This is a genomic window from Pseudomonas sp. G11 (assembly GCF_029457515.1).
Lineage (GTDB): Bacteria > Pseudomonadota > Gammaproteobacteria > Pseudomonadales > Pseudomonadaceae > Aquipseudomonas > Aquipseudomonas gorinensis.
In genome coordinates, this window is record NZ_CP120377.1 from 6,028,660 (window position 1) to 6,053,483 (window position 24,824).

At 61.8% G+C, this 24,824-nt stretch carries 18 protein-coding genes; 10 read left to right on the top strand and 8 right to left on the bottom strand.

All coding sequences use genetic code 11. The features are described 5' to 3' along the window. Window positions 1-67 precede the first annotated feature (67 nt). The gene (locus P2T68_RS27605; RefSeq protein WP_024076856.1) at window positions 68-832 is read right to left on the bottom strand and encodes a GntR family transcriptional regulator; all 765 of its coding nucleotides are present in this window, start codon (window positions 830-832) and stop codon (window positions 68-70) included. A gap of 360 nt (window positions 833-1,192) precedes the next feature. Between P2T68_RS27605 and P2T68_RS27610 the strand changes: the two genes are divergently transcribed. Next, window positions 1,193-2,383 (top strand): benzoate/H(+) symporter BenE family transporter, encoded by a 1,191-nt coding sequence (locus P2T68_RS27610; protein ID WP_277378569.1) that lies wholly within the window; start codon window positions 1,193-1,195, stop codon window positions 2,381-2,383. Between the two features lie 36 nt (window positions 2,384-2,419). Here P2T68_RS27610 and P2T68_RS27615 read toward each other — a convergent pair whose 3' ends face one another. Further along, the gene (locus P2T68_RS27615) at window positions 2,420-2,764 is read right to left on the bottom strand and encodes a YggL family protein (RefSeq protein WP_003193255.1); all 345 of its coding nucleotides are present in this window, start codon (window positions 2,762-2,764) and stop codon (window positions 2,420-2,422) included. Between the two features lie 236 nt (window positions 2,765-3,000). Here P2T68_RS27615 and dacB point away from each other — a divergent pair, with 236 nt between their 5' ends. Continuing rightward, on the top strand, window positions 3,001-4,461 hold the full coding sequence (gene dacB / locus P2T68_RS27620; RefSeq protein WP_277378570.1) for a D-alanyl-D-alanine carboxypeptidase/D-alanyl-D-alanine-endopeptidase: 1,461 nt from the start codon (window positions 3,001-3,003) through the stop codon (window positions 4,459-4,461). Between the two features lie 64 nt (window positions 4,462-4,525). Here the strand turns inward: dacB and P2T68_RS27625 are convergent, their stop codons facing one another. Beyond that, a complete protein-coding gene (locus P2T68_RS27625) occupies window positions 4,526-6,910 on the bottom strand; it encodes a diguanylate cyclase (RefSeq protein ID WP_069076767.1) in 2,385 nt (794 codons plus the stop codon). A 141-nt stretch (window positions 6,911-7,051) separates the two neighbouring features. After that, window positions 7,052-9,322: a bifunctional 23S rRNA (guanine(2069)-N(7))-methyltransferase RlmK/23S rRNA (guanine(2445)-N(2))-methyltransferase RlmL gene (gene rlmKL / locus P2T68_RS27630; protein ID WP_277378571.1), complete on the bottom strand. Its 2,271-nt coding sequence runs from the start codon at window positions 9,320-9,322 to the stop codon at window positions 7,052-7,054. A 531-nt stretch (window positions 9,323-9,853) separates the two neighbouring features. Between rlmKL and P2T68_RS27635 the strand changes: the two genes are divergently transcribed. Then, window positions 9,854-10,069 carry a ribosome modulation factor gene (locus P2T68_RS27635; RefSeq protein WP_002553055.1) on the top strand — a complete coding sequence of 72 codons (216 nt, stop codon included), beginning with the start codon at window positions 9,854-9,856 and terminating at the stop codon, window positions 10,067-10,069. 122 nt (window positions 10,070-10,191) lie between these two features. Here the strand turns inward: P2T68_RS27635 and P2T68_RS27640 are convergent, their stop codons facing one another. The 4 genes from P2T68_RS27640 to sctC all read right to left on the bottom strand — a co-directional run bounded on the left by P2T68_RS27640 (window position 10,192) and on the right by sctC (window position 13,820). Continuing rightward, window positions 10,192-11,217: a quinone-dependent dihydroorotate dehydrogenase gene (locus tag P2T68_RS27640; RefSeq protein ID WP_069076766.1), complete on the bottom strand. Its 1,026-nt coding sequence runs from the start codon at window positions 11,215-11,217 to the stop codon at window positions 10,192-10,194. Window positions 11,218-11,303: 86 nt separating this feature from the next. Continuing rightward, complete coding sequence (locus tag P2T68_RS27645) at window positions 11,304-11,765, bottom strand: transglycosylase SLT domain-containing protein (RefSeq protein WP_102623538.1); 462 nt, start codon at window positions 11,763-11,765, stop codon at window positions 11,304-11,306. Beyond that, window positions 11,758-12,162, bottom strand: a complete 405-nt coding sequence (locus P2T68_RS27650) for a winged helix-turn-helix domain-containing protein (protein ID WP_024076863.1) — start codon at window positions 12,160-12,162, stop codon at window positions 11,758-11,760. Before P2T68_RS27650 ends, P2T68_RS27645 begins: the two co-directional genes overlap by 8 nt. Window positions 12,163-12,329: 167 nt before the next feature. Further along, on the bottom strand, window positions 12,330-13,820 hold the full coding sequence (gene sctC / locus P2T68_RS27655) for a type III secretion system outer membrane ring subunit SctC (RefSeq protein WP_069076765.1): 1,491 nt from the start codon (window positions 13,818-13,820) through the stop codon (window positions 12,330-12,332). 317 nt (window positions 13,821-14,137) lie between these two features. Here sctC and P2T68_RS27660 point away from each other — a divergent pair, with 317 nt between their 5' ends. The 7 genes from P2T68_RS27660 (at window position 14,138) to P2T68_RS27690 (ending at window position 24,816) form a co-directional block, all read left to right on the top strand. Next, window positions 14,138-15,364: a CmpA/NrtA family ABC transporter substrate-binding protein gene (locus P2T68_RS27660; protein ID WP_024076865.1), complete on the top strand. Its 1,227-nt coding sequence runs from the start codon at window positions 14,138-14,140 to the stop codon at window positions 15,362-15,364. A 13-nt stretch (window positions 15,365-15,377) separates the two neighbouring features. Beyond that, window positions 15,378-15,953: an ANTAR domain-containing protein gene (locus P2T68_RS27665; protein ID WP_024076866.1), complete on the top strand. Its 576-nt coding sequence runs from the start codon at window positions 15,378-15,380 to the stop codon at window positions 15,951-15,953. 210 nt (window positions 15,954-16,163) lie between these two features. After that, entirely contained in the window at window positions 16,164-17,375 is a 1,212-nt protein-coding gene (locus tag P2T68_RS27670; protein WP_041160996.1) for a nitrate/nitrite transporter, read from the top strand. Next, window positions 17,375-19,042, top strand: a complete 1,668-nt coding sequence (locus tag P2T68_RS27675; RefSeq protein ID WP_024076868.1) for a bifunctional protein-serine/threonine kinase/phosphatase — start codon at window positions 17,375-17,377, stop codon at window positions 19,040-19,042. The genes P2T68_RS27670 and P2T68_RS27675 overlap by 1 nt, the downstream gene beginning before the upstream one ends. A 298-nt stretch (window positions 19,043-19,340) precedes the next feature. After that, window positions 19,341-21,794 (top strand): nitrite reductase large subunit NirB, encoded by a 2,454-nt coding sequence (gene nirB, locus P2T68_RS27680; RefSeq protein WP_168232611.1) that lies wholly within the window; start codon window positions 19,341-19,343, stop codon window positions 21,792-21,794. Next, window positions 21,791-22,108 carry a nitrite reductase small subunit NirD gene (gene nirD / locus P2T68_RS27685; RefSeq protein WP_024076870.1) on the top strand — a complete coding sequence of 106 codons (318 nt, stop codon included), beginning with the start codon at window positions 21,791-21,793 and terminating at the stop codon, window positions 22,106-22,108. Before nirB ends, nirD begins: the two co-directional genes overlap by 4 nt. After that, window positions 22,108-24,816, top strand: a complete 2,709-nt coding sequence (locus P2T68_RS27690) for a nitrate reductase (RefSeq protein WP_277378572.1) — start codon at window positions 22,108-22,110, stop codon at window positions 24,814-24,816. Before nirD ends, P2T68_RS27690 begins: the two co-directional genes overlap by 1 nt. Window positions 24,817-24,824: the final 8 nt, after the last annotated feature.

The following is a 24,824-nucleotide window of genomic DNA, read 5'->3' on the forward strand; positions in this document are numbered from 1 at the left end:
ACAAAACAAATGTGGGAGGGGCGGTGCGACGATTCGACTTGCCCCCTCCCACATTCTTTAATCGGGTTTACAACTTTACAGGCGAACGCCCCGGCTTCTTGGTCTGCAACAAATGCGAGAACACCGCATGCAAATCATCCGACGCACTTTCCTCGTCGAGGTTGAGCTTGCTGTCGATGTGATCCATGTGGTGCATCATCAAGTCAACTGCCAGCGCCGCGTCGCGGGCCTCGATCGCATCGATCAACTGGGTGTGTTCATCGTAGGAACAGTGCGAGCGATTGCCGCTTTCGTACTGCGCAATGATCAACGAGGTCTGGGACACCAGGCTGCGCTGGAAGCTGATCAGCGGCGCGTTCTTCGCCGCCTCGGCCAGCTTGAGGTGGAACTCGCCAGAGAGGCGGATACCGGCACCGCGATCGCCACGGGAGAAGCTGTCGCGCTCGTCGTTGACCATCTGGCGTAGTTCGGCCAGTTGCTCGGCGGTGGCGTGCTGCACGGCCAACTCGGTGATCGCTCGCTCTACCAGGCGCCGGGCGAGGAACACCTGGCGTGCTTCCTCGACGCTCGGGCTGGCCACCACCGCGCCGCGATTGGGCCGCAGCAACACCACGCCTTCATGGGCCAGGCGCGACAGGGCGCGGCGAATGATGGTACGGCTGACGCCGAAGATTTCGCCCAGTGCCTCTTCACTCAATTTGGTACCGGGTGCCAGGCGTTGTTCGAGGATCGCCTCGAAGATATGCGCGTAGACGATATCGTCCTGGGTTCCGCTGCGACCGGCCTTGCCGGCTCGCGGTTGTTTCTTGAGAGGTTGCAACTGTTCGTTCATGGGCACTCGGGTCGGGAGAACGGCGGCGAATTAACGGTAATACGGCGACTTTAAGGTAATACGGCAACAATGGGTCGCTGGCAAGTATCAGCTAAAAACACGGCACATTGTACACAACCCACTGCGCCAACACACTGTACGGCTGTTTGCGGCGCCGGCTGTATTGCAATGAGTAGTTACGTTTGAGTTTAGGCTTGAATCCAAGATTTCCCACGAACGACACCCCACTGTAGAAGCGAGCTTGCTCGCGAAGAATCCGAGCGCGTCGCGAACATCCAGGGCGCCCGCGTTATCGTTGACGCTTTTCGCGAGCACGCTCGTTCCTACAAGGAGGGGGTCAGGTAAAAGGAACACCTATCCATGACCGACGCCACCCAAGCGCCCTTGCGCCCGCTGGCCGACACTTCCGCGTCCGCCGTCGTCGCCGGCTTTATCGCCATGATGACCGGCTACACCAGCTCCCTGGTGCTGATGTTCCAGGCTGGACAAGCCGCCGGCCTGACCACGGCGCAGATTTCTTCATGGATCTGGGCGATCTCCATCGGCATGGCGGTGTGCAGCATCGGCCTGTCCCTGCGTTATCGCACGCCGATCACCATTGCCTGGTCGACACCGGGCGCAGCGCTATTGATCACCAGCCTGGGCGGCGTCAGTTATGGCGAAGCGATCGGTGCCTATATCACCTGTGCAGTGCTGGTGACCCTGTGCGGGCTGACCGGCAGCTTCGAAAAACTGGTCAAGCGTATTCCGGCTTCACTGGCGGCGGCCTTGCTGGCGGGCATTCTGTTCAAGATCGGCAGCGAAATATTTGTCGCCGCGCAACATCGTACCGGCCTGGTGCTGGGGATGTTTTTCACCTACCTGATCATCAAGCGCCTTTCGCCGCGCTATGCGGTGCTGGCCGCGCTGGTGATCGGTACCCTGCTGTCTGGCTTGATGGGCCTGCTGGACTTCAGCGGCTTCCACCTGGAAGTGGCGACCCCGGTGTGGACCACTCCGCACTTCTCGCTGGCAGCGACTATCAGCATTGGCATTCCGCTGTTCGTGGTGGCAATGACTTCGCAGAATATGCCCGGCGTCGCCGTGCTGCGCGCCGACGGCTATAACGTGCCGGCCTCGCCGTTGATCACCATTACCGGCCTGGCCTCGCTGGTGCTGGCGCCGTTCGGCTCCCACGGGATCAACCTGGCAGCGATCAGCGCAGCCATCTGCACCGGGCCACACGCCCACGAAGACCGCAACAAGCGCTACACAGCGGCGGTCTGGTGTGGTGTGTTCTACGCAATTGCCGGCGTATTTGGCGCCACACTGGCAGCGTTGTTCGCAGCGTTACCCAAGGAACTGGTGCTATCGATTGCAGCGCTGGCCTTGTTTGGCTCGATCATCAATGGCCTGAGCATTGCCATGAATGAGCCAAAGGAACGGGAAGCGGCGCTGATCACCTTTATGGTCACGGCGTCAGGGCTGACGTTGTTTTCCATCGGTTCAGCGTTCTGGGGGATTGTGGCGGGGGTGTTGACGCTGCTGATTCTGAACGGGCGCAAGGCATAAAAAAACGGCGACCCTCGGGTCGCCGTTTTTTCAGTATCACTTAGCCGCGTTGATCGGCTTTTCCGGATACCACACGTCCAGCAGCGGGCTGACTTCAGCCTTGGTCAGCTCGGAGCGGGTTTTCAGCCAGGCTTCAACAGCAGCACGCTGCTCTTCGGAGACCGAGCCACGCTTCTGCAGGCAAACCAGACCGTAGTCGTCGCCGCCAACATAACCCAGGCCGTTGGCTTCCATGGCTTCTTTGATGAATGCTTCGAGGAAAGCGTCGATAGCTTCTTCACTCAGGCCTTCGTTGAAGTCCAGGTTCAGTTCGAAACCCAGCTCTTGAAATTCATCAACGCACAGTTTTTTGCGCAGACGCTGGGAACGGTTAGTCGCCATTGGAACAATCCTCATAAGTAATAACGGGCGGCACTTTAGCAGTTTAAGGTGGCGATTGCCCGACTCTCTGGTACAGGCGGCCAGCCACACGCAAAAAAAACGCCGATTAGCAGCTATCGTTCAGCTACAACGGGCTCCACCTTGGGGCATAATGCCGACACTTTCATGACCAATGAGGGATTTTCTTACATACCCCTCGCCTTTTCCCCCTCGTCAGCAGCAGGGTCTTATTCCTTATGATCAACTCTTTGCGTCCATTACTGCTTGCCGGTTTTCTCCTGCCACTGAGTTTTTCCATTACCGCCGCGCCGATCAACAACACCCTGCCGCCCAGCGTCGCGCAGGCCCTTCAGAAAGCCAAGCTGCAAAACACCGCGCTGTCACTGGTGATGATTCCCCTGAACGGCCCCGGTACCCCCACTGTATTCAATGCCGACGTCTCGGTGAACCCGGCCTCGACCATGAAGCTGGTCACCACCTATGCGGCCCTGGAAATGCTCGGGCCCAACCACCAGTGGAAGACCGAGTTCTACACCGACGGCACCCTCAGTGGCGGCGTCTTGCACGGCAACCTCTACCTCAAGGGCGGCGGCGACCCCAAGCTGAACATGGAAAAGCTCTGGCTGTTGATGCGTGACCTGCGCGCCAATGGCGTGCAACAAGTCACCGGCGACCTGGTGCTGGACCGCAGCTTCTTTACCCAGCCGCAACTGCCGGAGTTCAATGACGACGGCAACGACGAAAACAAGCCCTTCCTGGTCAAGCCCGACGCTCTGCTGGTCAACCTCAAGGCCCTGCGCTTCGTGACGCGCAACGATTCGGGGCGGGTGCTCGTATCGGTCGAGCCGCCGATCGCCAGCATTCGTATCGATAACCAGGTCAAGGTCTCCAACGCCAAGCAATGCACCGGCGATGTGCGCTACAACCCGGTCACCGCCGCGGACGGCAGTGTCACCGTCACCGTCAGCGGCCAACTGGCTGAAGGTTGCAGCTCACAAACCTATTTGTCGTTGCTGGACCACGCGACCTACACCGCGGGTGCCGTTCGGGCAATCTGGCAGGAGCTGGGCGGCACGATCCAGGGCCGCGATATCCAGGCGCCGGTGCCCAAGGATGCCAAGGTGCTGGCCCGTGCGTTTTCACCAGACCTGGCGGAAATCATCCGCGACATCAACAAATACAGTAACAACACCATGGCCCAGCAGCTGTTCCTGAGCCTGGGCGCGCAGTTCCGCAACGACGCGGACGGCGACGACGCCAAGGCTGCCCAGCGAGTGGTACGCCAGTGGCTGGCAAAGAAAGGCATCACCTCGCCGCACCTGGTGATGGAGAACGGTTCCGGCCTGTCCCGTGCCGAACGGGTCAGCGCCCGTGAGATGGCTGAGATGCTGCAAGCGGCCTGGAGAAGCCCTTACGCGGCGGAATACATCAGCTCGCTGCCGATTGCCGGCACCGACGGCACCATGCGCAAACGCCTGAAGACCACGGCGATGCGTGGCGAAGCCCATGTCAAGACCGGAACCCTGAACACCGTGCGCGCGATCGCCGGGTTCAGCCGCGATAACAATGGCAATACCTGGGCCGTGGTGGCGATCCTCAACGATACGAAGCCATGGGGTGCGTCGTCGGTACTGGACCAGGTGCTGCTGGACCTGTATCGCCAGCCGAAACTGGCGGCGGCAGCGCCCGTTCTCTAGGCCACACCGCCGTCCTCCTGTGGGAGAGGCTCGTGCCCTCCCACGGGTGCTCCGGCGTCGGTCCTCAAGCCTGTACTTCCTCTGCGGCCACTCGGTCCCTGCCCGCCTGCTTGGCCACATACACCGCCGAGTCAGCACGCAACAGCAAACCGTCAACGCCTTCATCCACCCGCCAGCTCGCCACCCCGAAGCTGGCAGTCACGATGCCCACCGGTTCCATTGGCGCACTGCGCAACGACTGCCATAACTCCATCGCCAGGCGGTAGGCCTGCTCGCCATCAGTGTTGGGGCACAGCACCATGAACTCCTCGCCACCCAGGCGGCAGAACACATCCGTACGGCGCAGACGCTGGCCGATGCGTTTGCACAGCTCCTGCAACACGCCGTCGCCGACCCCGTGCCCATGCAGGTCGTTGATTCGCTTGAAGTGATCGATATCCAGCATGATCACCGACAGCGCTCCGGCCGTGCGGTTGAGGCGGAGCATCTCGGTCTTGAGGCGATCCTGGAAATACCGACGGTTATGGATGCCGGTCAGGGAGTCGGTGATGGACAACGTACGCAGCTCTTCTTCCACGCGCTTGAGGTCGGTGATATCCGACACATAACCGTGCCACAACGTACCGCCTGCCGGCAGTTCTTCCGGTGTGGCTTCGCCTCGAATCCAGCGCAGGCCTCGTTGTGGCAATTGCACACGGTACTCTTCGCGCCAATGGCTCAATTGCAGCGCCGACAAACGAATCGACGCGCGTACCCGCTCCACATCCAGGGGATGAATGCGCTCGAAGACTTTCTTCGCATCCTGCTGCAACATCCCGGTCTCGATTTCATAAATATCGCGCATGCCATCGCTGGCGTAGATAAAGCGCCAGTTATCCTGGGGCTCCAGGGTGAACTGGAAAATCCCGCCAGGCACATGGGCGCTGAGTTTTTTCAGCAAGCGATCCCGCGCCGCCAATGCCTCGTAAGCGCGCTTTTGCTCAGTCACATCCAGGTAGATCGCCAGGTATCCCACCCATAAACCGTGGTCATCCAGCAACACCGTGCCGAGCATGTTGACCGTCAGCTGGCTGCCGTTCTCGCGAACCAAGGTCCATTCACTGGCCTCATGCTGGCTGTCCGGGCTTTCCACCAGCATCGCCTGGCTCGGCGGGATCCGTTTGCCCAGCGCCACGCTCAAACTGGTGGCCCGCGCTTCCAGTTCTGCGGGCACATGCAGGCTTTCAAGCGTCGAGCGCCCCAACACCTGCTCGGCCTTGAAGCCAAGCATCTGCTCGGCGCCGGCGTTAAATGTATTGATCACCCCACGCAGATCGGTGGCAATGATCGCCACCTGGGTGGCGGCATTCAATACGCTGCGCAACTGGCCATGGGCGCCGCGCAATTCCTGTTCACGGGCGCGTAACTGCATGGTGCGTTGTTGCACCAGTTTCAACGCACGTTGGCGCTGGCTGACAAGGACGTAGAGCAAGGCGCTGAGTAACAGGCTAAGCAGCCCGCCCATGGCCAGGATCAACGCCAATGATGAGTAATTGGCCTGCTCGAACATCTCGCTGGGGCGCAAGCTAAGCGCGTAGACATGGTCGCCCAGGGTCAGGCGGCGCACGGCGCTGAGGTCGCTGTCGACCCGTGCGCTACCGGACTCGTACAACAGCCGCTGTTGCAGGTCGGATGTGTCGACAATCTGCATCGCCAGGTTATCGCGGTCGGGTCTGGGCAGGCCCTCGGCCACCAGTTGGCGCATGCTGATCACAGCCATTACAAAGCCGTGGGGCTCAGTCGCTCCATGGGCCGTGACCGGCGCCACCAACAACACCCCGGTGGCGTAGGCGGGTTCCACACCCACCAATTGCATGGGTTGCGACACCGCCAGCTTGCCGCTCTTTTGCGCACGCTCAAGGGCCGAGCGGCGCAGGGGTTGGGCCAGCAGGTCAAAGCCCAGGGGCGAGACGAGCAGGCTCAGGGTCTGGCTGTACAGCACCGGTACGTATTCATCACGCTCGGCGGCGGGTGCCAGTTCGCCGTTTGCATTCAGCTCGCGAATGTTGAAGGGCGTACCGCGCTGGCGAGACACCTGCTGCTCAAACAGCTTGCGCTGATCACGCGACACCCGTGGTGCCCACGCATAGGCGCGGGCGCGCTGCAGCAAGGGCTGGGCGAAACCCTCGAATTCTTCGCGGGACACTTCATCGGAGTTGACGAAGAAACGCCGCAGGCTTCCCAGGCGCTGCTCCTGGTCCTCGAAACGCTCTTGCAAGCGGCTGAATCGCTCGTTGACCAGCAACTGGAAACGCTGGCGCTCCTGTTGTTGGTCGAGATCGGACGCCGCCCAGGCGACGATGGTTGTCAACGTACAACCCGCCAGTAATACCACCAACGCCACCAGCCAAGCCGACGCCTGCTCACTGATAAAGCCTAGGATTTTCGGGCGAACGGCTTGCAACGACATAGGCAACACTCACAACGCCAGCGTGCGGGGGGGTGTCACTTTGGCTAGGTTTTAGTTATAGCCATCGGTCCAGGGTTTGACCAGCGCAAAAAAAGCCGCAAGCCCGGAAAAATCCAGGCTTGCGGCTCATGAGCCGGACAATCAACGCGCGGTGATTTTCCAGGCCCGGTGGATCTTGGCATTGCGAGCAAAATCCGGGTCGATGGTCTTGTCGCTGATTTCCTCCACCGCATAGCGTGCGCTGAGGTTGTCCTCCAGTTGGAACTTGCGGAAGTTGTTCGAGAAATACAGCACGCCGCCCGGTGCCAGGCGGGCCATGGCCAGGTCGAGCAACTGCACGTGGTCACGCTGCACGTCGAAGATACCTTCCATGCGCTTGGAGTTGGAGAAGGTCGGTGGGTCGATGAAGATCAGGTCGAACTCATCGCGGCTGGCTTCCAGCCACGCCATCACATCACCCTGCTCCAGGCGGTTCTTATCGGAAAAACCGTTGAGCGAAAGGTTGCGACGTGCCCAGTCCAGGTAGGTCTTGGACAGGTCGACGCTGGTGGTGCTGCGCGCACCGCCCTTGGCCGCATGCACACTCGCCGTGGCGGTGTAGCAATACAGGTTGAGGAAGCGCTTGCCGGCCGCCTCTTTCTGGATGCGCATGCGCATCGGGCGATGGTCGAGGAACAGCCCGGTGTCGAGGTAGTCGGTCAGGTTGACCAGCAACTTCACGCCGCCTTCGCTGACTTCGGTGAACTTGCCCTGGGCGCTCTGGCGTTCGTACTGCTTGGTGCCGCTCTGGCGCTCGCGACGCTTGACCCCCACGCGGCTCTTGTCGATGTTCAACGCCTGGGGAATGGCCGCCAGGGCATCGAACATGCGCGCCGAAGCTTTCTCCGGGTCGATGGACTTCGGCGCAACGTATTCCTGCACATGCACCCAATCGTGGTACAGGTCGATGGCCATGGAGTATTCCGGCATGTCGGCATCGTACACACGGTAGCAGTCCACACCTTCACGCTTGGCCCACTTGCCCAGTTGCTTGAGGTTCTTTTGCAGGCGGTTGGCAAACATCTGCCCGCCTTCGCTCAAGCGCGCCTGCTCAACCACAGGGGCCGGCGCGGGCGCAGGTTTGATCGGGTTGCCGTTCTTGTTGTACTGGCGCTCTTGCGGCTCAGTCGGGGCCTGGTCATAAGCCGCTTGCTCACGTTCGGCCTGGCGCTGTTCCGGGGTACGGCGTTCGCCGGTGACGAACTGGTCCGGGTTGACCTTGATCAGCAACAGTTTGCACGGCAAGGCGCCGTTCCAGAACGCATATTGCTTGTGGCTGCGGATACCCATGCGCTTGCCCAGGTCCGGGGCACCGGTGAACACCGCGGCTTCCCAACCCATGCACGCCTGGCGCAGGCGCTCGCCGAGGTTCTGGTAGAGGTACAACAGGCTGGCTTCGTCACCCAGGCGTTCGCCGTAGGGTGGGTTGCAGATCACCAGGCCTTTCTGGTTCTGGTCCGGGCGCGGCTCGAAGGTGCCGACTTCGCCCTGATAGATCTTGATCCAGTGGCTGAGACCGGCACGCTCGACATTGTTACGCGCGGGCTGGATCAGGCGCGGGTCCGCCTCGTAGCCACGAATCCACAGCGGTGGCTTGTTCATGCCGATGGCGGCACGTTCGCTGGCTTCGGTGTGAAGCTTTTTCCACAGCGCCGGCACGTGACCGAGCCAGGCGGTGAAGCCCCACTGCTCGCGATTCAGGTTGGGCGCCATGTCGGCAGCGATCATCGCGCCTTCCACCAGGAAGGTACCGACACCGCACATCGGGTCAGTCAGCGCGCCGCCTTCAGCCGCAATGCGCGGCCAGCCGGCGCGGATCAGGATCGCGGCCGCCAGGTTTTCCTTCAATGGTGCAGCACCCTGCTGCAGGCGGTAACCGCGCTGGTGCAGGCTGTGGCCGGAGAGGTCCAGGGACAGGATCGCTTCGCCACGGTCCAGCCGCAGGTGGATGCGCAGGTCCGGGTTGATCTTGTCGATGGACGGACGTTCGCCGGTTGGGGTGCGCAACTTGTCGACGATCGCATCCTTGACCTTCAGCGCACCGAAGTGGGTGTTATCGATGCCTGAACCATGCCCGCTGAATTCCACGGCCAGGGTGCCGTCGGCGACCATATGGTCTTGCCACTCGATATCCAGCACGCCGTGGTAGAGGTCTTCGGCGTCCTTCATCGGGAAGCGCTTGAGCACCAGCAATACACGGTTGGCCAGGCGCGACCAGAGGCACAGGCGGTAGGCGGTTTCCATGTCGGCCATGCCGCGTACGGCCGAGGTGTGCTCGCGGGCTTCCTCAAGGCCAAGCCCGACGGCTTCCTCGATCAGCAGGCCTTCGAGGCCCTTGGGGCAAGTGAGGAAGAGTTCAAAACGGTCCGACATGGGCAATCCAGGCTTTTCAGCAATAAATGAACGGGCAACGCATCGCCGGTTCGGTTTTCAATCAGGCACTTTTCTTGAAGAGTGCCCGCGTGGCACGAATGTGCCGTCCCACCCCGCCTGCCGGGCCTTTTGGCCTTGATTGACGGGGCAGATAGATCATCTGATGAAACAAAAAGAAATATTCCGACCCTTCGTCGAATAATAACCGACTGCAACAGGCGGTCTTTCTCACTAAGGGACTGAACCAATCCTCTTCGCAGGGCACATCATAGCTGGCTTTACCCCATAAATGGGGCGAAAAGCCAGCCCAGCTTATGGCTATAGCATCGTTATCGTTACGTGCTTATGACAAAACGATCATTGAATCCATGTGACCTATTGGTTAGAACTCAACACAGGTTGGCGCCGTAACGGTGTCGACACTTTGGCTCGCCACGCCGGCAGCGAGCCCACCAACGGCAGAAAAACTCTGCCCGGCCTCGGACGAGGCCGAAGGATATCTAGACAGTCAACAAGTGAGGGAAACACCCTATGAGAAGACTTAAGCGTGATCCGTTGGAAAGAGCATTTTTACGCGGATATCAATATGGCGTTCATGGCAAATCCCGTGAGCTTTGCCCATTTACTCTACCGTCGGTACGCCAAGCCTGGATCAACGGCTGGCGAGAAGGACGCGGCGACAACTGGGACGGTATGACAGGCACTGCGGGCATCCACAGACTCAACGAACTTCACGCCGTCGGCTAATCAAGGGCATTTAATTCCGACACCACCACGAATATGTAACGACTTAACCACGCACGCCTTATCCAGGCGGCGGGCTTCGGCCCAGGGGCTCCTCTTAAGGAGCCCTTTTTATTGCGCGCCTCTCAGGCCTTGGGCAAGGCTGCAATGGCATCCACCGACTGACGAATCAACGCCGGGCCCTTGTAGATAAAGCCGGAATACAACTGCACCAGGCTCGCGCCCGCGGCGATTTTTTCGGCTGCGTGCTTGCCTTCGGTGATACCGCCCACCGCGATGATCGGCAAACGCCCCGCCAGCTCGGCTGCCAGTACCTTGACGATGTGCGTGCTCTTATCCCGAACCGGCGCGCCTGACAGGCCGCCCGCCTCGTCACCATGGGCCAGGCCTTCGACACCCACGCGGCTGAGGGTGGTATTGGTGGCAATCACCGCGTCCATCCCCGACTCCACCAGGGCCTGGGCCACCAGCACGGTCTCTTCATCACTCATGTCCGGGGCGATCTTGATCGCCAGGGGCACACGCTTGCCGTGGCGTACCGCCAGGTCTTCCTGGCGCTGGCGCAAGGCTTCGAGCAATTGCTTGAGGGAGTCGCCGAACTGCAGGCTGCGCAAGCCCGGGGTGTTGGGCGAGCTGACGTTGACCGTGACATAACTGGCGTGGGCGTAGACCTTGTCCAGGCAGATCAGATAGTCATCCACAGCACGCTCGACCGGCGTGTCGAAATTCTTGCCGATATTGATCCCAAGGATGCCCTTGTACTTCGCCGCCTGAACCCGCGCCAACAGATGATCAACCCCCAGGTTGTTGAACCCCATGCGGTTGATGATCGCCTCGGCTTCCGGCAAGCGGAAAATCCGTGGCTTGGGGTTGCCCGGTTGTGGGCGTGGGGTCACCGTACCGATTTCAACAAAACCGAAACCCAACTGCGCAAAACCGTCGATTGCCGCGCCGTTCTTGTCCAGGCCGGCAGCCAGCCCCACCGGGTTGGGAAAGTCGAGCCCCATCACCGACACCGGCATTTTCGCGGGTGCCTTGCATACCAGGCCATTGAGCCCCAGGCGGCCACCCGCACCGATCAGGTCCAGGGACAGATCGTGGGAGGTTTCCGGAGAAAGTTTGAACAACAGCTGGCGGGCCAGGGTATACATGGGCGGGCTAGACTCGGATGGCGGCGAAAGGTGGCGGCGATTATAGCCGGGGTGATGGGCTGCATGCGAGGCGTGCCGCCCAATCGTCAGTTGCGCAACGCCACCAGCTCCTCATAGCGCGCCCAGATCTTTTCGGCATAGCGCATGCGCAACGCTTCCCGCTCGGGCCCCATCCCCGCCCCCACATTGTAGGAACCCACGGCCGTCCAGTTGTAGCCAAAGCGCTCGATGAACTGCGCAAGAATGGACGCACCCACCTCCACCGAAAGGCAAGGTTCACTCAACAGGCGCTCTTCGGTAATGCCTTGCTTGAGCAGGCGCGGCAAATGAATACTGTTGATCTGCATCAAACCGATATCGCGGGTGCCATTGCTGTTGCTGTAATTCATCGCATGCGCGCGGTACCCCGACTCCACCGCTGCAATGGCCTGCAGCAATTCAGCTTCGATGTCATAGCGGGCTGCCACCTCTTCCCAGCAGTAAGCCAGTGCCTCATTGCTCCACACCAGCACCGCCAGCAACAGGCCGGTGTACCAGGGTTTACCCATGACTCACCTGGCCGCAGGCCGAACATATGCGGCCCGCGCGCCCCTGCCCGGCCCGGCGCGGCTCATGCTCCTCGATACTCACGGCACAGGTGAAACGATAGCCCCTGCCATAGATCGTCTTGATGAAGCCCTTGTCCGCCCTGAGGTGCTTACGCAAGGAATAGATGCAACGGGTCAACGACTCCTCCGCAACTTCCCCATGGGGCCATGCCAGCTCCAGAAGCCGATCCTTGGTCATTAGTTCGCCGCCGGAAACCAGCAGCAGCCGCAGCACGTGCCATTCCTTGGGCGGCAATTGAATATCCACGCCGTCACCGGTCAACCGGCCATCACCGTGAAGGGTCCAACGCGCAAAAAACAGGGTTGCCGTCGTCATTCGCTCACTCAAGACGGTCATACATACCTCTGCATCCGACTACTGACATTGACGGTCCTCATTGCCAGTGCCGGCCAAACCACGAGAGACATGACTATAGAAATCTGGCGGTCGAACCACGCTAGGAAAAACCCCATACATCCGAGGCTTTGTGGGAGACCATGCGTAAGACGTTTCTTCATCACCCCTCACTGAGCATCACTGTCGAGATAAACCTCATGCCGCTCCCCTTCGATCGATCCGCCTGTGGGCTGACGATCATTGAAGGGCTTTGCGACAGGCCGAACGAACGCACGTTGCACGCGCTCGTATTGAGCCTGGGTCAGGAGGGGCGGCCCCACGGCGCCGTTGAGTGTTCTCGGCTCATGACCTACCGCCCGAGCCTGGATCACGAATAGGCGCACCTCGCCTCCACGGCTTGCCACCTTGCCCCGCGCCAAGGACTCGGCATCACGCTGAAAGCCCCCTATCCACAGGCGCCGGCCCTGAGGTACCCGAATCACCGTGCTGATGCCCACATTCCCCACCACAGGCGATTGTTTACGGTTCCGGCCCTTGCCCAGTTGCTGACCATCGACAGCGTTGATCTGCATCTCGATTTCATTGCCATGGGTGAAGCGCGGCAACACGCTGACCTGGGTGCCGTACCGAACGGGCTGCCAGTCGCCACCGTCTTCTCCAGGTCGTGGCAGGTAAAAAGTCTGGTTGTCCTGGAATACGGCGGGAACATTTTCCTGGGCCAATATCACGGGCAGTGTCACCACCCTGGCCCGCCGTCGACGCTCCAGCGCAGTGACCAACGCCATGAAGCGATTATCTTCCGAAGGCTCCAGCACTCGCGTCGCCGCGGCTGAAGGGTTGGCCTCGTCAGGCCAGCCCATCTCCATCTTCCTGAGTTCCTCGCTGTCCACGTCCACCAGCCACAACGACACCTCGATGGCCCGCTTGGGCATATCCAGTTCCGCGACGAGTCGTTCGATAAAACGCACCTGGGCAGGGGTGCCCTTGATCAACAGGCTGTTGGTATCCGGGTACGCAAATACCGAAAGGCTCTTGTCAGCCAGCATGTCATTCGCTGGTTGCGGGTTACGCCTGCGCTCGTTGGCCAACAGGGTCTCGATCATCGACGCCACCCCCGGCACATTCACGTGGTCATCGCCCATGGCGTACCGACGGTCAGCCACGTGGGTGTTGAACACCTGCACCACACCGAATGTGTGGGGGCCCACGCGCAAATCAGCCTGCGGCCGGTCCAGCGTTTGCGCGAGCCGCAACACCTGGTCCACATAGTTCGACGGCCCGGTCACATAGAACATCCGCTCCCCGCTCTGTCGCAGGGGGTGACGCGAATCATCCAGGCCCGAACGGCGCATGAGCCCAGTCAACTTTTCAACGGAAATATGCCGCAGCGCCACTGCCGAACTTTTCGCCTCGCCGGCGTCGTAGAGGTGCAGCACCTGGCCATCGCTGTGCCAGATCAGGCCGTATTGCCGGGCAACCGCCTCCAGGACCTGCCGCGCGTTGCCGAAGTCGTAGGTGCCGCTGATGCGTCGGCGGGCGGCCTCCCGGCTGACGACGATAGGCAGGCCGAAGGGCACGGACAACGCGGTAAAAAACGTGTGCAGGCTTTCATCCTGTGCCTGGTAGGTCTCCCCCCACGCAGACGCGCAGCCCAGCATCAGTACAGCGCATAGCAGCCAGCGGCAAGGCCAATGAACGGTCGTGGTTGCGGATAAGTCAGCGTACACCGTGGGATTCCTGGGCGGTCTGGCGTAAAGAGTCAGCCATACTGAAAGCCGGCCGGGTTTCAATCTTGATGAAAAGTTGACGGCGAACGGCGCCTGTCGCCCCGTGGCATGTGCCTTGCTTTGCACTCTGCATCAGAGCACGCGCCAACGACGGAGCGGGCTTACGGACAAAGGCGTCGTTACCTGCAATGGCCTACACCGCCATCTGAAGGGACGACGTTTTTTTTTGAACGAAAAGGTAGGCACTGATGAACGATTCGGTAGGCAGCAGCCCGATAAAAGACCCTCTGGCCTGGGTCAGCGGCAGTGACGCCCCGGAAAAGAGCAGCCTCGACCTGGGCTTCATGGCCTTGACCGACTGCGCCTCGCTGGTGGTTGCGGCAACCCAGGGGTTCGCCCAACCCTATGGTTTGACGCTGAACCTCAAGCGCCAGTCGTCATGGGCCAGCCTGCGCGACAAACTGGTCAGCGGCGAACTGGATGCCGCCCACGGCCTGTATGGCCTGATCTATGCCGTGCACCTGGGCATTGGCGGCACCGCCCCGACCGACATGGCGGTGCTGATGGGGCTGAACCAGAATGGCCAGAGCATCAACCTGTCCCACGGCCTGCAACAGCAAGGCGTGGTCACTCCTGAGGCGCTGGATCGCCACGTGCACCAAAGCCGAACACCGTTGACCTTCGCCCAGACCTTTCCCACCGGTACCCATGCGATGTGGCTGTATTACTGGCTGGCGAGCCAAGGCATTCACCCGTTGCAGGATGTGGAGAGCGTGGTGGTACCGCCACCGCAAATGGTCGCGCACCTGCAGGCCGGGCGTATCGACGGCTTCTGTGTCGGCGAACCCTGGAGCGCCAGCGCAGTCAAGCAAAACCAAGGCTTCACCCTGGCGACCAGCCAGGCAATCTGGCCCAATCATCCGGAAAAAGTCCTCGGCTGCACCCAAGCCTTTGTCGACCAATACCCCAATACCGCCCGCGTGCTGGTCATGGCGATCCTTGAAGCCAGTCGTTTTATCGAGCAAAGCACCGAGAACCGTCGCTCCACCGCTCAGTTGCTCAGCGCCCGCGAGTACCTCGACGCCCCGCTCGACTGCATCGAGCCGCGCCTGCTGGGTCACTATGACGATGGCCTCGGTAACCAGTGGCAAGACCCCCATGCGCTGCGGTTCTTTGCCGATGGAGCAGTGAACCTGCCGTATCTGTCCGACGGCATGTGGTTCATGACCCAATTTCGTCGCTGGGGCCTGTTGCGCGAAGACCCGGACTACCTCGGCGTGGCGCGGCAGGTGCAGCAACTGGCGCTTTATCGCCAGGCCGCCGCGGCACTTGGGTTGCCTGCCAGGGACCAGGACATGCGCAGCAGCCAATTGATCGACGGCAAGATCTGGGACGGCGCCGACCCCGTCGCCTATGCCCGCAGCTTCCGCCTGCATGCCATGGCCGACCACGCCAGCCGCCAAGCCCTGCGCTGACAGGAGGACTGATATGTTGCGAATCCTGTTGATCAACGACACCCCGCGCAAGGTCGGGCGCCTCAAGGCGGCACTGATAGAGGCCGGTTTCGAGGTGATCGACGAGTCCGGCCTGACCATCGACCTGCCCGCGCGCGTCGAAACGGTGCGTCCGGATGTGATCCTGATCGATACCGAGTCACCCGGCCGTGATGTCATGGAGCAAGTGGTGCTGGTCAGCCGCGACCAACCCCGGCCCATCGTCATGTTTACCGACGAGCACGACCCCAGTGTGATGCGCCAGGCGATCAAATCCGGCGTCAGTGCGTACATCGTTGAAGGCATCCAGGCCCAGCGCCTGCAGCCCATCCTCGACGTGGCCATGGCACGCTTCGAAAGCGACCAGGCCCTGCGCGCCCAGTTGCACGCCCGCGACCAGCAGTTGGCCGAGCGCAAGCGCATCGAACTGGCCAAGGGCCTGCTGATGAAAATGAAGGCCTGCAACGAGGAAGAGGCCTACACCCTGATGCGCCGCCAGGCCATGAGCCGCCAGCAGAAACTGATCCAGGTGGCGGAGCAGATCATCGCCATGAGCGAGCTGCTCGGCTGACCTGGCTCAGCTCTTGCTAAAGAATCTTCACAGGTAACCAACGGCGGTTGCCCCTCCACGACAAAGACGTCGCACATCCGGTTTGCCCTCGCGAACCCGGTGGCGGCGTTTTTTCGTTTTGGCCCCAGTGCATGGGGCCGGTGGGGCGGCCTTAGCCGGCTGTTCCATCACCAGGCCTTCTTACAAGACTCCCAACCGTTGAGGTGCGTGATGAAATCAAGCTTCTGGAAATCCGGGCACACCCCGACCCTGTTTGCCGCGTTCCTGTATTTCGACCTGAGCTTCATGGTCTGGTACCTGCTGGGCCCCCTGGCGGTGCAGATTGCCGCCGACCTGCACCTGACCACCCAACAGCGCGGCCTGGTAGTCGCGACGCCGATCCTGGCGGGCGCGGTGCTGCGCTTCCTGATGGGCATGCTGGCCGACAAGCTGTCGCCCAAGACCGCCGGGCTGATCGGCCAGGTGATTGTGATCGCGGCGTTGTTCATCGCCTGGAAAGTGGGAATCCACAGCTACGAACAAGCGTTGCTGCTGGGGCTGTTCCTCGGTATGGCCGGTGCGTCCTTTGCCGTCGCCCTGCCCCTGGCCTCCCAGTGGTATCCGGCCGAACACCAGGGCAAAGCGATGGGCATCGCGGGAGCCGGCAACTCCGGTACCGTGTTTGCAGCCCTGCTGGCACCGGTACTGGCCGCCGCGTTTGGCTGGAGCAATGTGTTCGGCTTCGCCCTGATCCCGTTGATCCTGACCCTGATCGTCTTCGCCTGGCTCGCGCGCAATGCGCCTGAACGCCCGAAAGCCAAGTCCATGAGTGACTACTTCAAGGCCCTGGGTGACCGCGACAGTTGGTGGTTCATGTTCTTCTACAGTGTGACCTTCGGCGGCTTTATCGGCCTGGCCAGCGCCCTGCCCGGCTACTTCAACGACCAGTACGGCCTGAGCCCGGTGACCGCCGGTTACTACACCGCTGCCTGCGTGTTTGGCGGCAGCCTGATGCGCCCGCTGGGCGGCGCGCTGGCAGACCGTTTCGGCGGGATTCGCACCCTGCTGGGCATGTACAGCGTGGCGGCAATCTGCATCGCGGCAGTGGGTTTCAACCTGCCCAGCTCCTACGCGGCACTGGCCTTGTTCGTCTGCACCATGCTCGGCCTGGGCGCCGGCAATGGCGCAGTGTTCCAACTGGTGCCCCAGCGCTTCCGGCGTGAAATTGGCGTGATGACCGGCCTGATCGGCATGGCCGGCGGTATCGGCGGCTTCGCGCTGGCGGCGGGCATGGGCGCCATCAAGCAGAGCACCGGCAGCTATCAACTGGCCTTGTGGTTGTTCGCCAGCCTGGGCGTGCTGGCCTGGTTCGGCCTGCACGGCGTCAAGCGGCGTTGGAGAACCACCTGGGGTTCGGCCGCCGTGACCGCCGCACGCGTCTGATGAGCCTGCAACTGAGCGTCGCCCAGGCCAGCGCCATCGGCCCCCGCGCCGAAAACCAGGATGCCCTGCGCGTGGTCACCCCCGTGGCGGAACTGGCCGCGAGCAAGGGCTACCTGTGCGCGCTGGCCGACGGTGTCAGCCAGTGCGCCGACGGTGGCCTGGCCGCGCGCTCGACCTTGCAGGCCCTGGCCCTGGACTACTACGCCACGCCGCAAACCTGGGGCGTGGCCCAGGCACTCGAACGTTTATTGCTCGCACAGAATCGCTGGCTGCAAGCCAATGGCGGCGGCCAGCCGCTGCTGACCACCCTCAGCGCCCTGGTGTTTCGCGGCCAGCGCTTTACGCTGGCGCATGTCGGCGATTGCCGGGTATATCGCTGGCTGGACGATGAACTGCTGCGCATCAGCGCGGACCACGTGTGGGAACAACCGGGCATGCAGCACGTGCTCAAGCGCGCCCTCGGCCTGGATCAACACCTGGTGCTGGACTTCCTCGATGGCGAACTGCGTGAGGGCGAATGTTTCCTGCTGCTCAGCGATGGCGTATGGGCCACCCTAGGCGACCACAGCATCCGTGCGATCCTGCGCGAGCAGACCGACCTCGACCTCGCGGTGACCACCCTGGTCAACGCCGCACACCTGGCGGGTAGCCAGGACAATGCCAGCGCCCTGCTGGTGCGCATCGATCAACGGGGCGCAGCCACCCTCGGCGACGCCCTGGTGCAGTTGCAGCAATGGCCACTGCCGCCGCCGCTCAAGGTTGGCCAACACTTTGAAGGCTGGCAGGTGGAATGCGTGCTGGCGCAGAGCCGTCAGTCCTTACTGTACCGGGTCCGCGATGCCCAGCAGCAACCCTGGCTGCTCAAGACCCTGCCCCTGAGCCGCGACGACGACAGCGACGCCGGCCAAGCCCTGCTCTCGGAGGAGTGGTTTCTACGCCGAGTGGCCGGGCGCGCGTTTCCTGAAGTCCACCCCGCCAGCGGGCGTCAGCATTTGTACTACGTGATGCGTGAATACCCAGGGCAAACCCTCGCCGAACTGTTCCAGCACCAAGGCCCATTACCCTTGGCGCAATGGCAGTCCATCGCTGAACGGTTGTTGCGCGCGGTGGGCCTGCTGCACCGCCGACAAATCCTGCACCGCGACATCAAGCCGGAAAACCTGCTGCTGGGCGACGACGCCGAGTTGCGTGTGCTGGATTTCGGCCTGGCCTACTGTCCGGGCCTGTCCGAAGACCGCGCCCACCTGCTGCCCGGTACCCCGAGCTTTATTGCACCCGAGGCATTTAATGGCGAACGTCCTACGGCGCAACAAGATTTGTACAGTGTTGGCGTCAGCCTGTATTACCTGCTGACCGGGCATTATCCCTACGGCGAAATCGAAGCCTTCCAACGGCCAAGGTTCAACTTGCCGGTCAGCGCCAGTCGCTATCGTCCCGATTTGCCGGACTGGCTGCCCCACAGCCTGGAACGGGCCGTGGCCGCCGATCCCACCCAGCGCTACGAAACCGCCGAAGAATGGTTGCTGGTGCTGGAACAGGCCGACCGCCACGAACTCAGCGTGCGACCACGCCCGCTGCTGGAGCGCGAACCCCTGAAGGTCTGGCGGACCCTGGCGCTGGTCTCACTGCTGATCAACCTGGTGCTGCTCTACACGCTGTACCTGTAGGAACGAGCGTGCTCGCGCCTACAGCCTGGCCATGCGCCAGATGTGGGCAGCGCGCGTTCAAATGGTGCGAAAAAACAGGGAATGAAGAGCGATTGGGCCAATAAATGCGAGGGTCATGCAACTTGGCACAACCACTGCATTAGCTTTCCCAACACCCAACATATAGCCGCACCTTCAACGTCGAAGGGTCGAGCTTCCCGAGAGAACGGGACCAGGACAAAGGCGTCCTCGCTAGGTAACTAGCGGGGACGCCTTTTTTTGTTTGCGCGTGATGGGTCGAACCCATGCGGAGAACGATATGAAAAAACTCAAATTAGTGATGATCGGCAACGGCATGGCCGGGGTCCGCACCCTGGAAGAACTGCTCAAGCTGAGCAACGAGCTGTACGACATCACCGTGTTCGGCGCCGAGCCCCACACCAACTACAACCGCATCCTGCTGTCGCCGGTGCTGGCCGGTGAGCAAACCTTCGAAGAGATCGTACTCAACGACCTCGACTGGTACCTGGACAACCACGTCAAGCTGCTGCTCAACCGCAAAGTGGTGCAAATCGACCGGGTCAAACGCAAGGTCATTGCCGAAGACGGGACCGAGGCCGAGTATGATCGCCTGCTGATCGCCACCGGTTCCACACCGTTTATCCTGCCCATTCCGGGCAACACCCTGCAGGGTGTGATCGGCTACCGCGACATCGCCGACACCCAGGCGATGATCGACACCGCCAAGACCCACAAGCACGCCGTGGTGATCGGCGGCGGCCTGCTCGGCCTGGAAGCCGCCAACGGCCTGATGCTGCGCGGCATGCACGTGACCGTGGTGCACCTCGGCGAATGGCTGCTGGAACGCCAGTTGGACAAGACCAGCGGCCAACTGCTGCAAACCGAATTGGAAAGCCGTGGCCTGGTATTTCGCCTGTGCGAACAGACCCAGGCCCTGCACGACGCCGGCAATGGCCGGGTCGGCTCGGTGCAATTCAAGAATGGCGACATCATCCCCGCCGACCTGGTGGTGATGGCCGCCGGCATCCGGCCCAATACCGAACTCGCGGAAAAATCCGGCATCCCCTGCAACCGTGGGATTCTGGTCAACGACACGATGCAAACCTACGACCCACGCATCTACGCGATCGGCGAATGCGCCAGCCATCGCGGGATTGCCTATGGCCTGGTAGCGCCACTGTTCGAGCAGGCCAAGGTGTGTGCCAACCATCTGGCCCAACTGGGCTTTGCCACCTACAAGGGCTCGGTGACTTCGACCAAGCTGAAGGTCACCGGCATCGACCTGTTCTCCGCTGGCGACTTCATGGGCGGCGAAGGCACCGAGACCATCACCCTCTCCGATCCGATTGGCGGCGTTTACAAGAAGCTGGTGATCAAGGACGACATCCTCGTCGGCGCCTGCCTGTACGGCGACACCGCCGACGGCGGTTGGTATTTCCGACAAATCCGTGAGAACCACGCAATTGGCGAGATCCGCGACCACCTGATGTTCGGCGAAAACGCCCTGGGTGACGTCGGCCATCAAGGCCAGGACAAAGCCATGAGCATGGCCGACAACGCCGAAGTCTGCGGCTGCAATGGCGTGTGCAAGGGCACCATCGTCAAGGCTATCCAGGAACACGGGCTGTTCAGCGTCGACGAGGTGAAAAAACACACCAAGGCCGCCAGCTCCTGCGGTTCCTGCGCCGGGTTGGTGGAACAGATCCTGATCAACACCGTGGGCGGTGCCGCCGATGTCAAACCCAAGAGCGAAAAAGCCATCTGCGGTTGCAGCGACCTCAACCACGGGCAAATCCGCCAGGCCATCCGCGAACAGCACTTGCTGACCATCGCCGGCACCATGGGCTACCTGAACTGGCGCACCCCGAACGGCTGCGCCACCTGCCGCCCGGCGCTGAACTACTACCTGATTTCCACCTGGCCGGGTGAAGCCAAGGACGATCCGCAATCGCGCCTGATCAACGAACGGGCCCACGCCAATATTCAGAAAGACGGCACCTACTCCGTCGTCCCACGGATGTGGGGCGGTGTGACCAATCCTTCGGAACTGCGGCGCATCGCCGACGTGGCCGACAAGTACAACGTGCCGATGGTCAAGGTCACCGGCGGCCAGCGCATCGACCTGCTGGGCATCAAGAAGCAGGACTTGCCCGGCGTGTGGAAGGACCTCGACATGCCGTCCGGCCACGCCTACGGCAAATCCATCCGCACCGTGAAGACCTGCGTCGGCAGCGAGTTCTGCCGCTTCGGCACGCAGAACTCCACACAGCTGGGAATCGAACTGGAGCATGACCTGTTCAACATGTGGTCGCCGCATAAGGTGAAGCTGGCGGTGTCCGGTTGCCCACGCAATTGCTCGGAAGCCGGTATCAAGGACGTCGGCATTATCGGTGTGGACTCCGGCTGGGAGATGTACATCGGTGGCAACGGCGGGATCAAGACCGAAGTCGCCGAGTTCTTCGTCAAGCTCAAGACCGCCGAGGAAGTGCGCGAATACAACGGCGCGTTCCTGCAGCTGTACCGCGAAGAGGCCTTTTACCTGGAACGCACCGTGCACTACCTGCAACGGGTGGGCATGGACCACATCAAGAAAGCCGTACTGGAAGACCCGGCCCGGCGCAAGGCCCTCAATGAGCGCCTGCAATTCTCCCTGTCGTTCGAACAGGACCCGTGGAAAGAACGCCTGGAACAGCCGCTGCTGAAAAAGGAGTTCGAGGTCATCCCCGTCAAACAACTGGAGGTGCCGGCATGAACTGGTTGGATATCTGTGCCCTCGACGAGATCAACACCCTGGGCTCGCGCATCATCAATGGGCCCAAAGGCGACATCGCGATTTTTCGTACCAGCGACGACGAAGTCTTTGCCCTCGACGACCGCTGCCCGCACAAGGGCGGCCCGCTGTCCCAAGGCCTGATCTACGGCAAACGCGTGGCCTGCCCGCTGCACAACTGGCAGATTGACCTGGCGTCCGGCGAAGCCCTGGCGCCGGATATCGGCTGCGCCCATCATCATCCCGCCCGTGTGGAAAACGGCCGGGTGATGCTGGCCCTGCGGGACGCCGGTTGATGAACCGCCAGACCACCGCGTCCACCTGCTGTTACTGCGGGGTGGGGTGCGGCGTGCTGATCGAGCATGACGGCGAACAGATCCTCGGCGTGCAAGGCGACCCCAACCACCCGGCCAACTTCGGCAAGCTGTGCAGTAAAGGCGCCAGCCTGCATTTGACCGGCGACCTCAGCGCCCGCGCCTTGTACCCGGAGTTGCGCCTGGGCAAGGGCCTGGCCCGCACCCGCACCAGTTGGGACACCGCCCTGGAACATGCGGCCAACGTATTCGCCGAGACCATCGCCGAACACGGGCCCGACAGCGTGGCCTTCTACATCTCCGGGCAGTTGCTGACCGAGGATTACTACAGCTTCAACAAGCTGGCCCGGGCCCTGGTCGGCACCAACAATATCGATAGCAACTCGCGGCTGTGCATGTCCTCGGCGGTGGTCGGCTACAAGCGCAGCCTGGGCGCCGATGCGCCGCCATGCAGCTATGAAGACCTCGAATGCAGCGACTGCGTGATGATCGTCGGCAGCAATATGGCCTACGCCCACCCGGTACTGTTCCGACGCCTGGAAGAGGCCAAGGCACGGCGGCCGCAGATGAAAGTCGTGGTGATCGACCCGCGCCGCACAGATACCTGTGATTTGGCTGACCTGCACCTGGCGATCCTGCCGGGCACAGACGTGGCGCTCTTCCACGGGATTTTGCACCTGCTGCTGTGGGAAGACTGGATCGACCGTGATTTTATCCAGGCCCACACCGACGGCCTGGCCGCACTCAAACGCCTGGTGCACGACTACACGCCACAGATGGTCACGCAGTTGTGCGGCATCAGCGTCGAGCAATTACGCCTGTGTGCCGAATGGGTAGGCACCTCCAGCAGCTTTTTATCGCTGTGGTGCATGGGGCTCAACCAGTCCACCGCCGGCAGTGCGAAAAACAGCGCGCTGATCAATCTGCACCTGGCGACCGGAACCCTCGGCCGCCCAGGTTGCGGGCCGTTCTCGTTGACCGGCCAGCCAAACGCCATGGGCGGCCGCGAGACGGGCAGCTTGTCCAACCTGCTGCCCGGGCATCGGGAGGCCGCCAACCCCGAGCATCGGGCTGAAGTGGCCGCGTATTGGGGCGTGGAGCAATTACCGGCTACCCCTGGCCTCACTGCCATCGAACTGTTTGAACAGGTGCAGGCGGGCAAGATCAAGGCCCTGTGGATTGCCTGTACCAACCCTGCGCAATCGCTGCCAGACCAGAACAACGTGCGCGAGGCCCTGGCAGCCTGCCCGTTTGTAGTGTTGCAGGAGGCGTTTCGTACCACCGAAACCGCCGCCTATGCCGACCTGCTGTTACCCGCCGCCAGTTGGGGCGAAAAAGAAGGCACGGTGACCAATTCCGAACGGCGTATTTCCCATGTGCGCCAGGCCATTGCCCCTCCGGGTGAAGCTCGTGCGGACTGGGCGATTACCGTGGATTTCGCACAGCGTCTGGAGCGTCGTCTGCGCCCTGGCTTGAACAGCCTGTTCGCGTTCGAGCAACCGGCGCAGCTCTTTGACGAGTACAAGCTGCTGACCCGCGACCGTGACTTGGACCTGTCGGGTATCAGCCATGCCCTGCTCGACCAGATCGGCCCGCAGCAGTGGCCATTTCCCCCGGGCGCCCAGGCTGGAACACCGCGCCTGTACACCGATGGGCTCTTCCCGACCGACAATGGCCGCGCACACTTTATCGCCGATCCTTATCGAGCAGCCAAGGAGCAGCGTGACGCACGCTTCCCCCTGACCCTGATCACCGGACGCCTGCGCGACCAATGGCATGGCATGAGCCGCACCGGCACCGCCGCGCAATTGTTCGGCCACGTCAGTGAGGCGCGGCTCAGCCTGCACCCGGACGAACTGCGCCGGCATCGTTTCAAGGACGGTGACCTGGTCAACCTGAAAAGCCGTCGTGGCCACCTGATCGTCGCGGTCAGCAGCGATGACAGTGTGCGTCCCGGCCAAGCCTTCCTGCCCATGCACTGGGGCGATCGTTTTCTCAAGGGCGGCGTCAATGGCCTCACCCAGCCAGCATTCGATCCGTTATCCAAACAGCCGGAACTCAAGCACAGCGGCGTACGCCTGGAAGCCGTGCAACTGCCGTGGCAGTTGTTTGCACTGATCGAAGGCGATGTTCAGCAACACTTCGAGGCCTTGCGCCCACTGTGCGAGGGCTTTGCCTACGTCAGCCTGAGCCTGGCCGGTCGTGAGCGGCCAGCGTTGCTGGTACGCGCGGCACATACTGAGGCACCCGACCTGCAACTGTTGACCCGTATCGACCAACTGCTGGGCCTGCATGACGGGCCGGTGATGGCCTACGACGACCCGCGTCGCTCCATCGGCAAGCGGGTAAAAATCGAGAAAGGCCGTATTACGGCGGTGCGCCTGGCGGGTGAAACCCTGGCCCGCCACTGGCTGCAAAGCCTGTGGCTGGAAGGTCGCACCGACGATCAGTTGCGGCGCTGGCTGTTGGCGCCCTTAAGCGCAGCACCCGGCGGCGCGGCGGCGAGCAGCAAGATCCTGTGCAACTGCAAGAACGTCAGCGAAAACGCGGTGTGTGCCGGCATTGCCCGGGGCCTGGCCCTGGAGGGGCTCAAACAGGAACTGGGCTGCGGCACGCAATGTGGTTCCTGTGTACCGGAAATCAAACGTCTATTGGCCAGCAACCCGCAGCCAATCGCAATCAGTGTGTGAGGGCAACA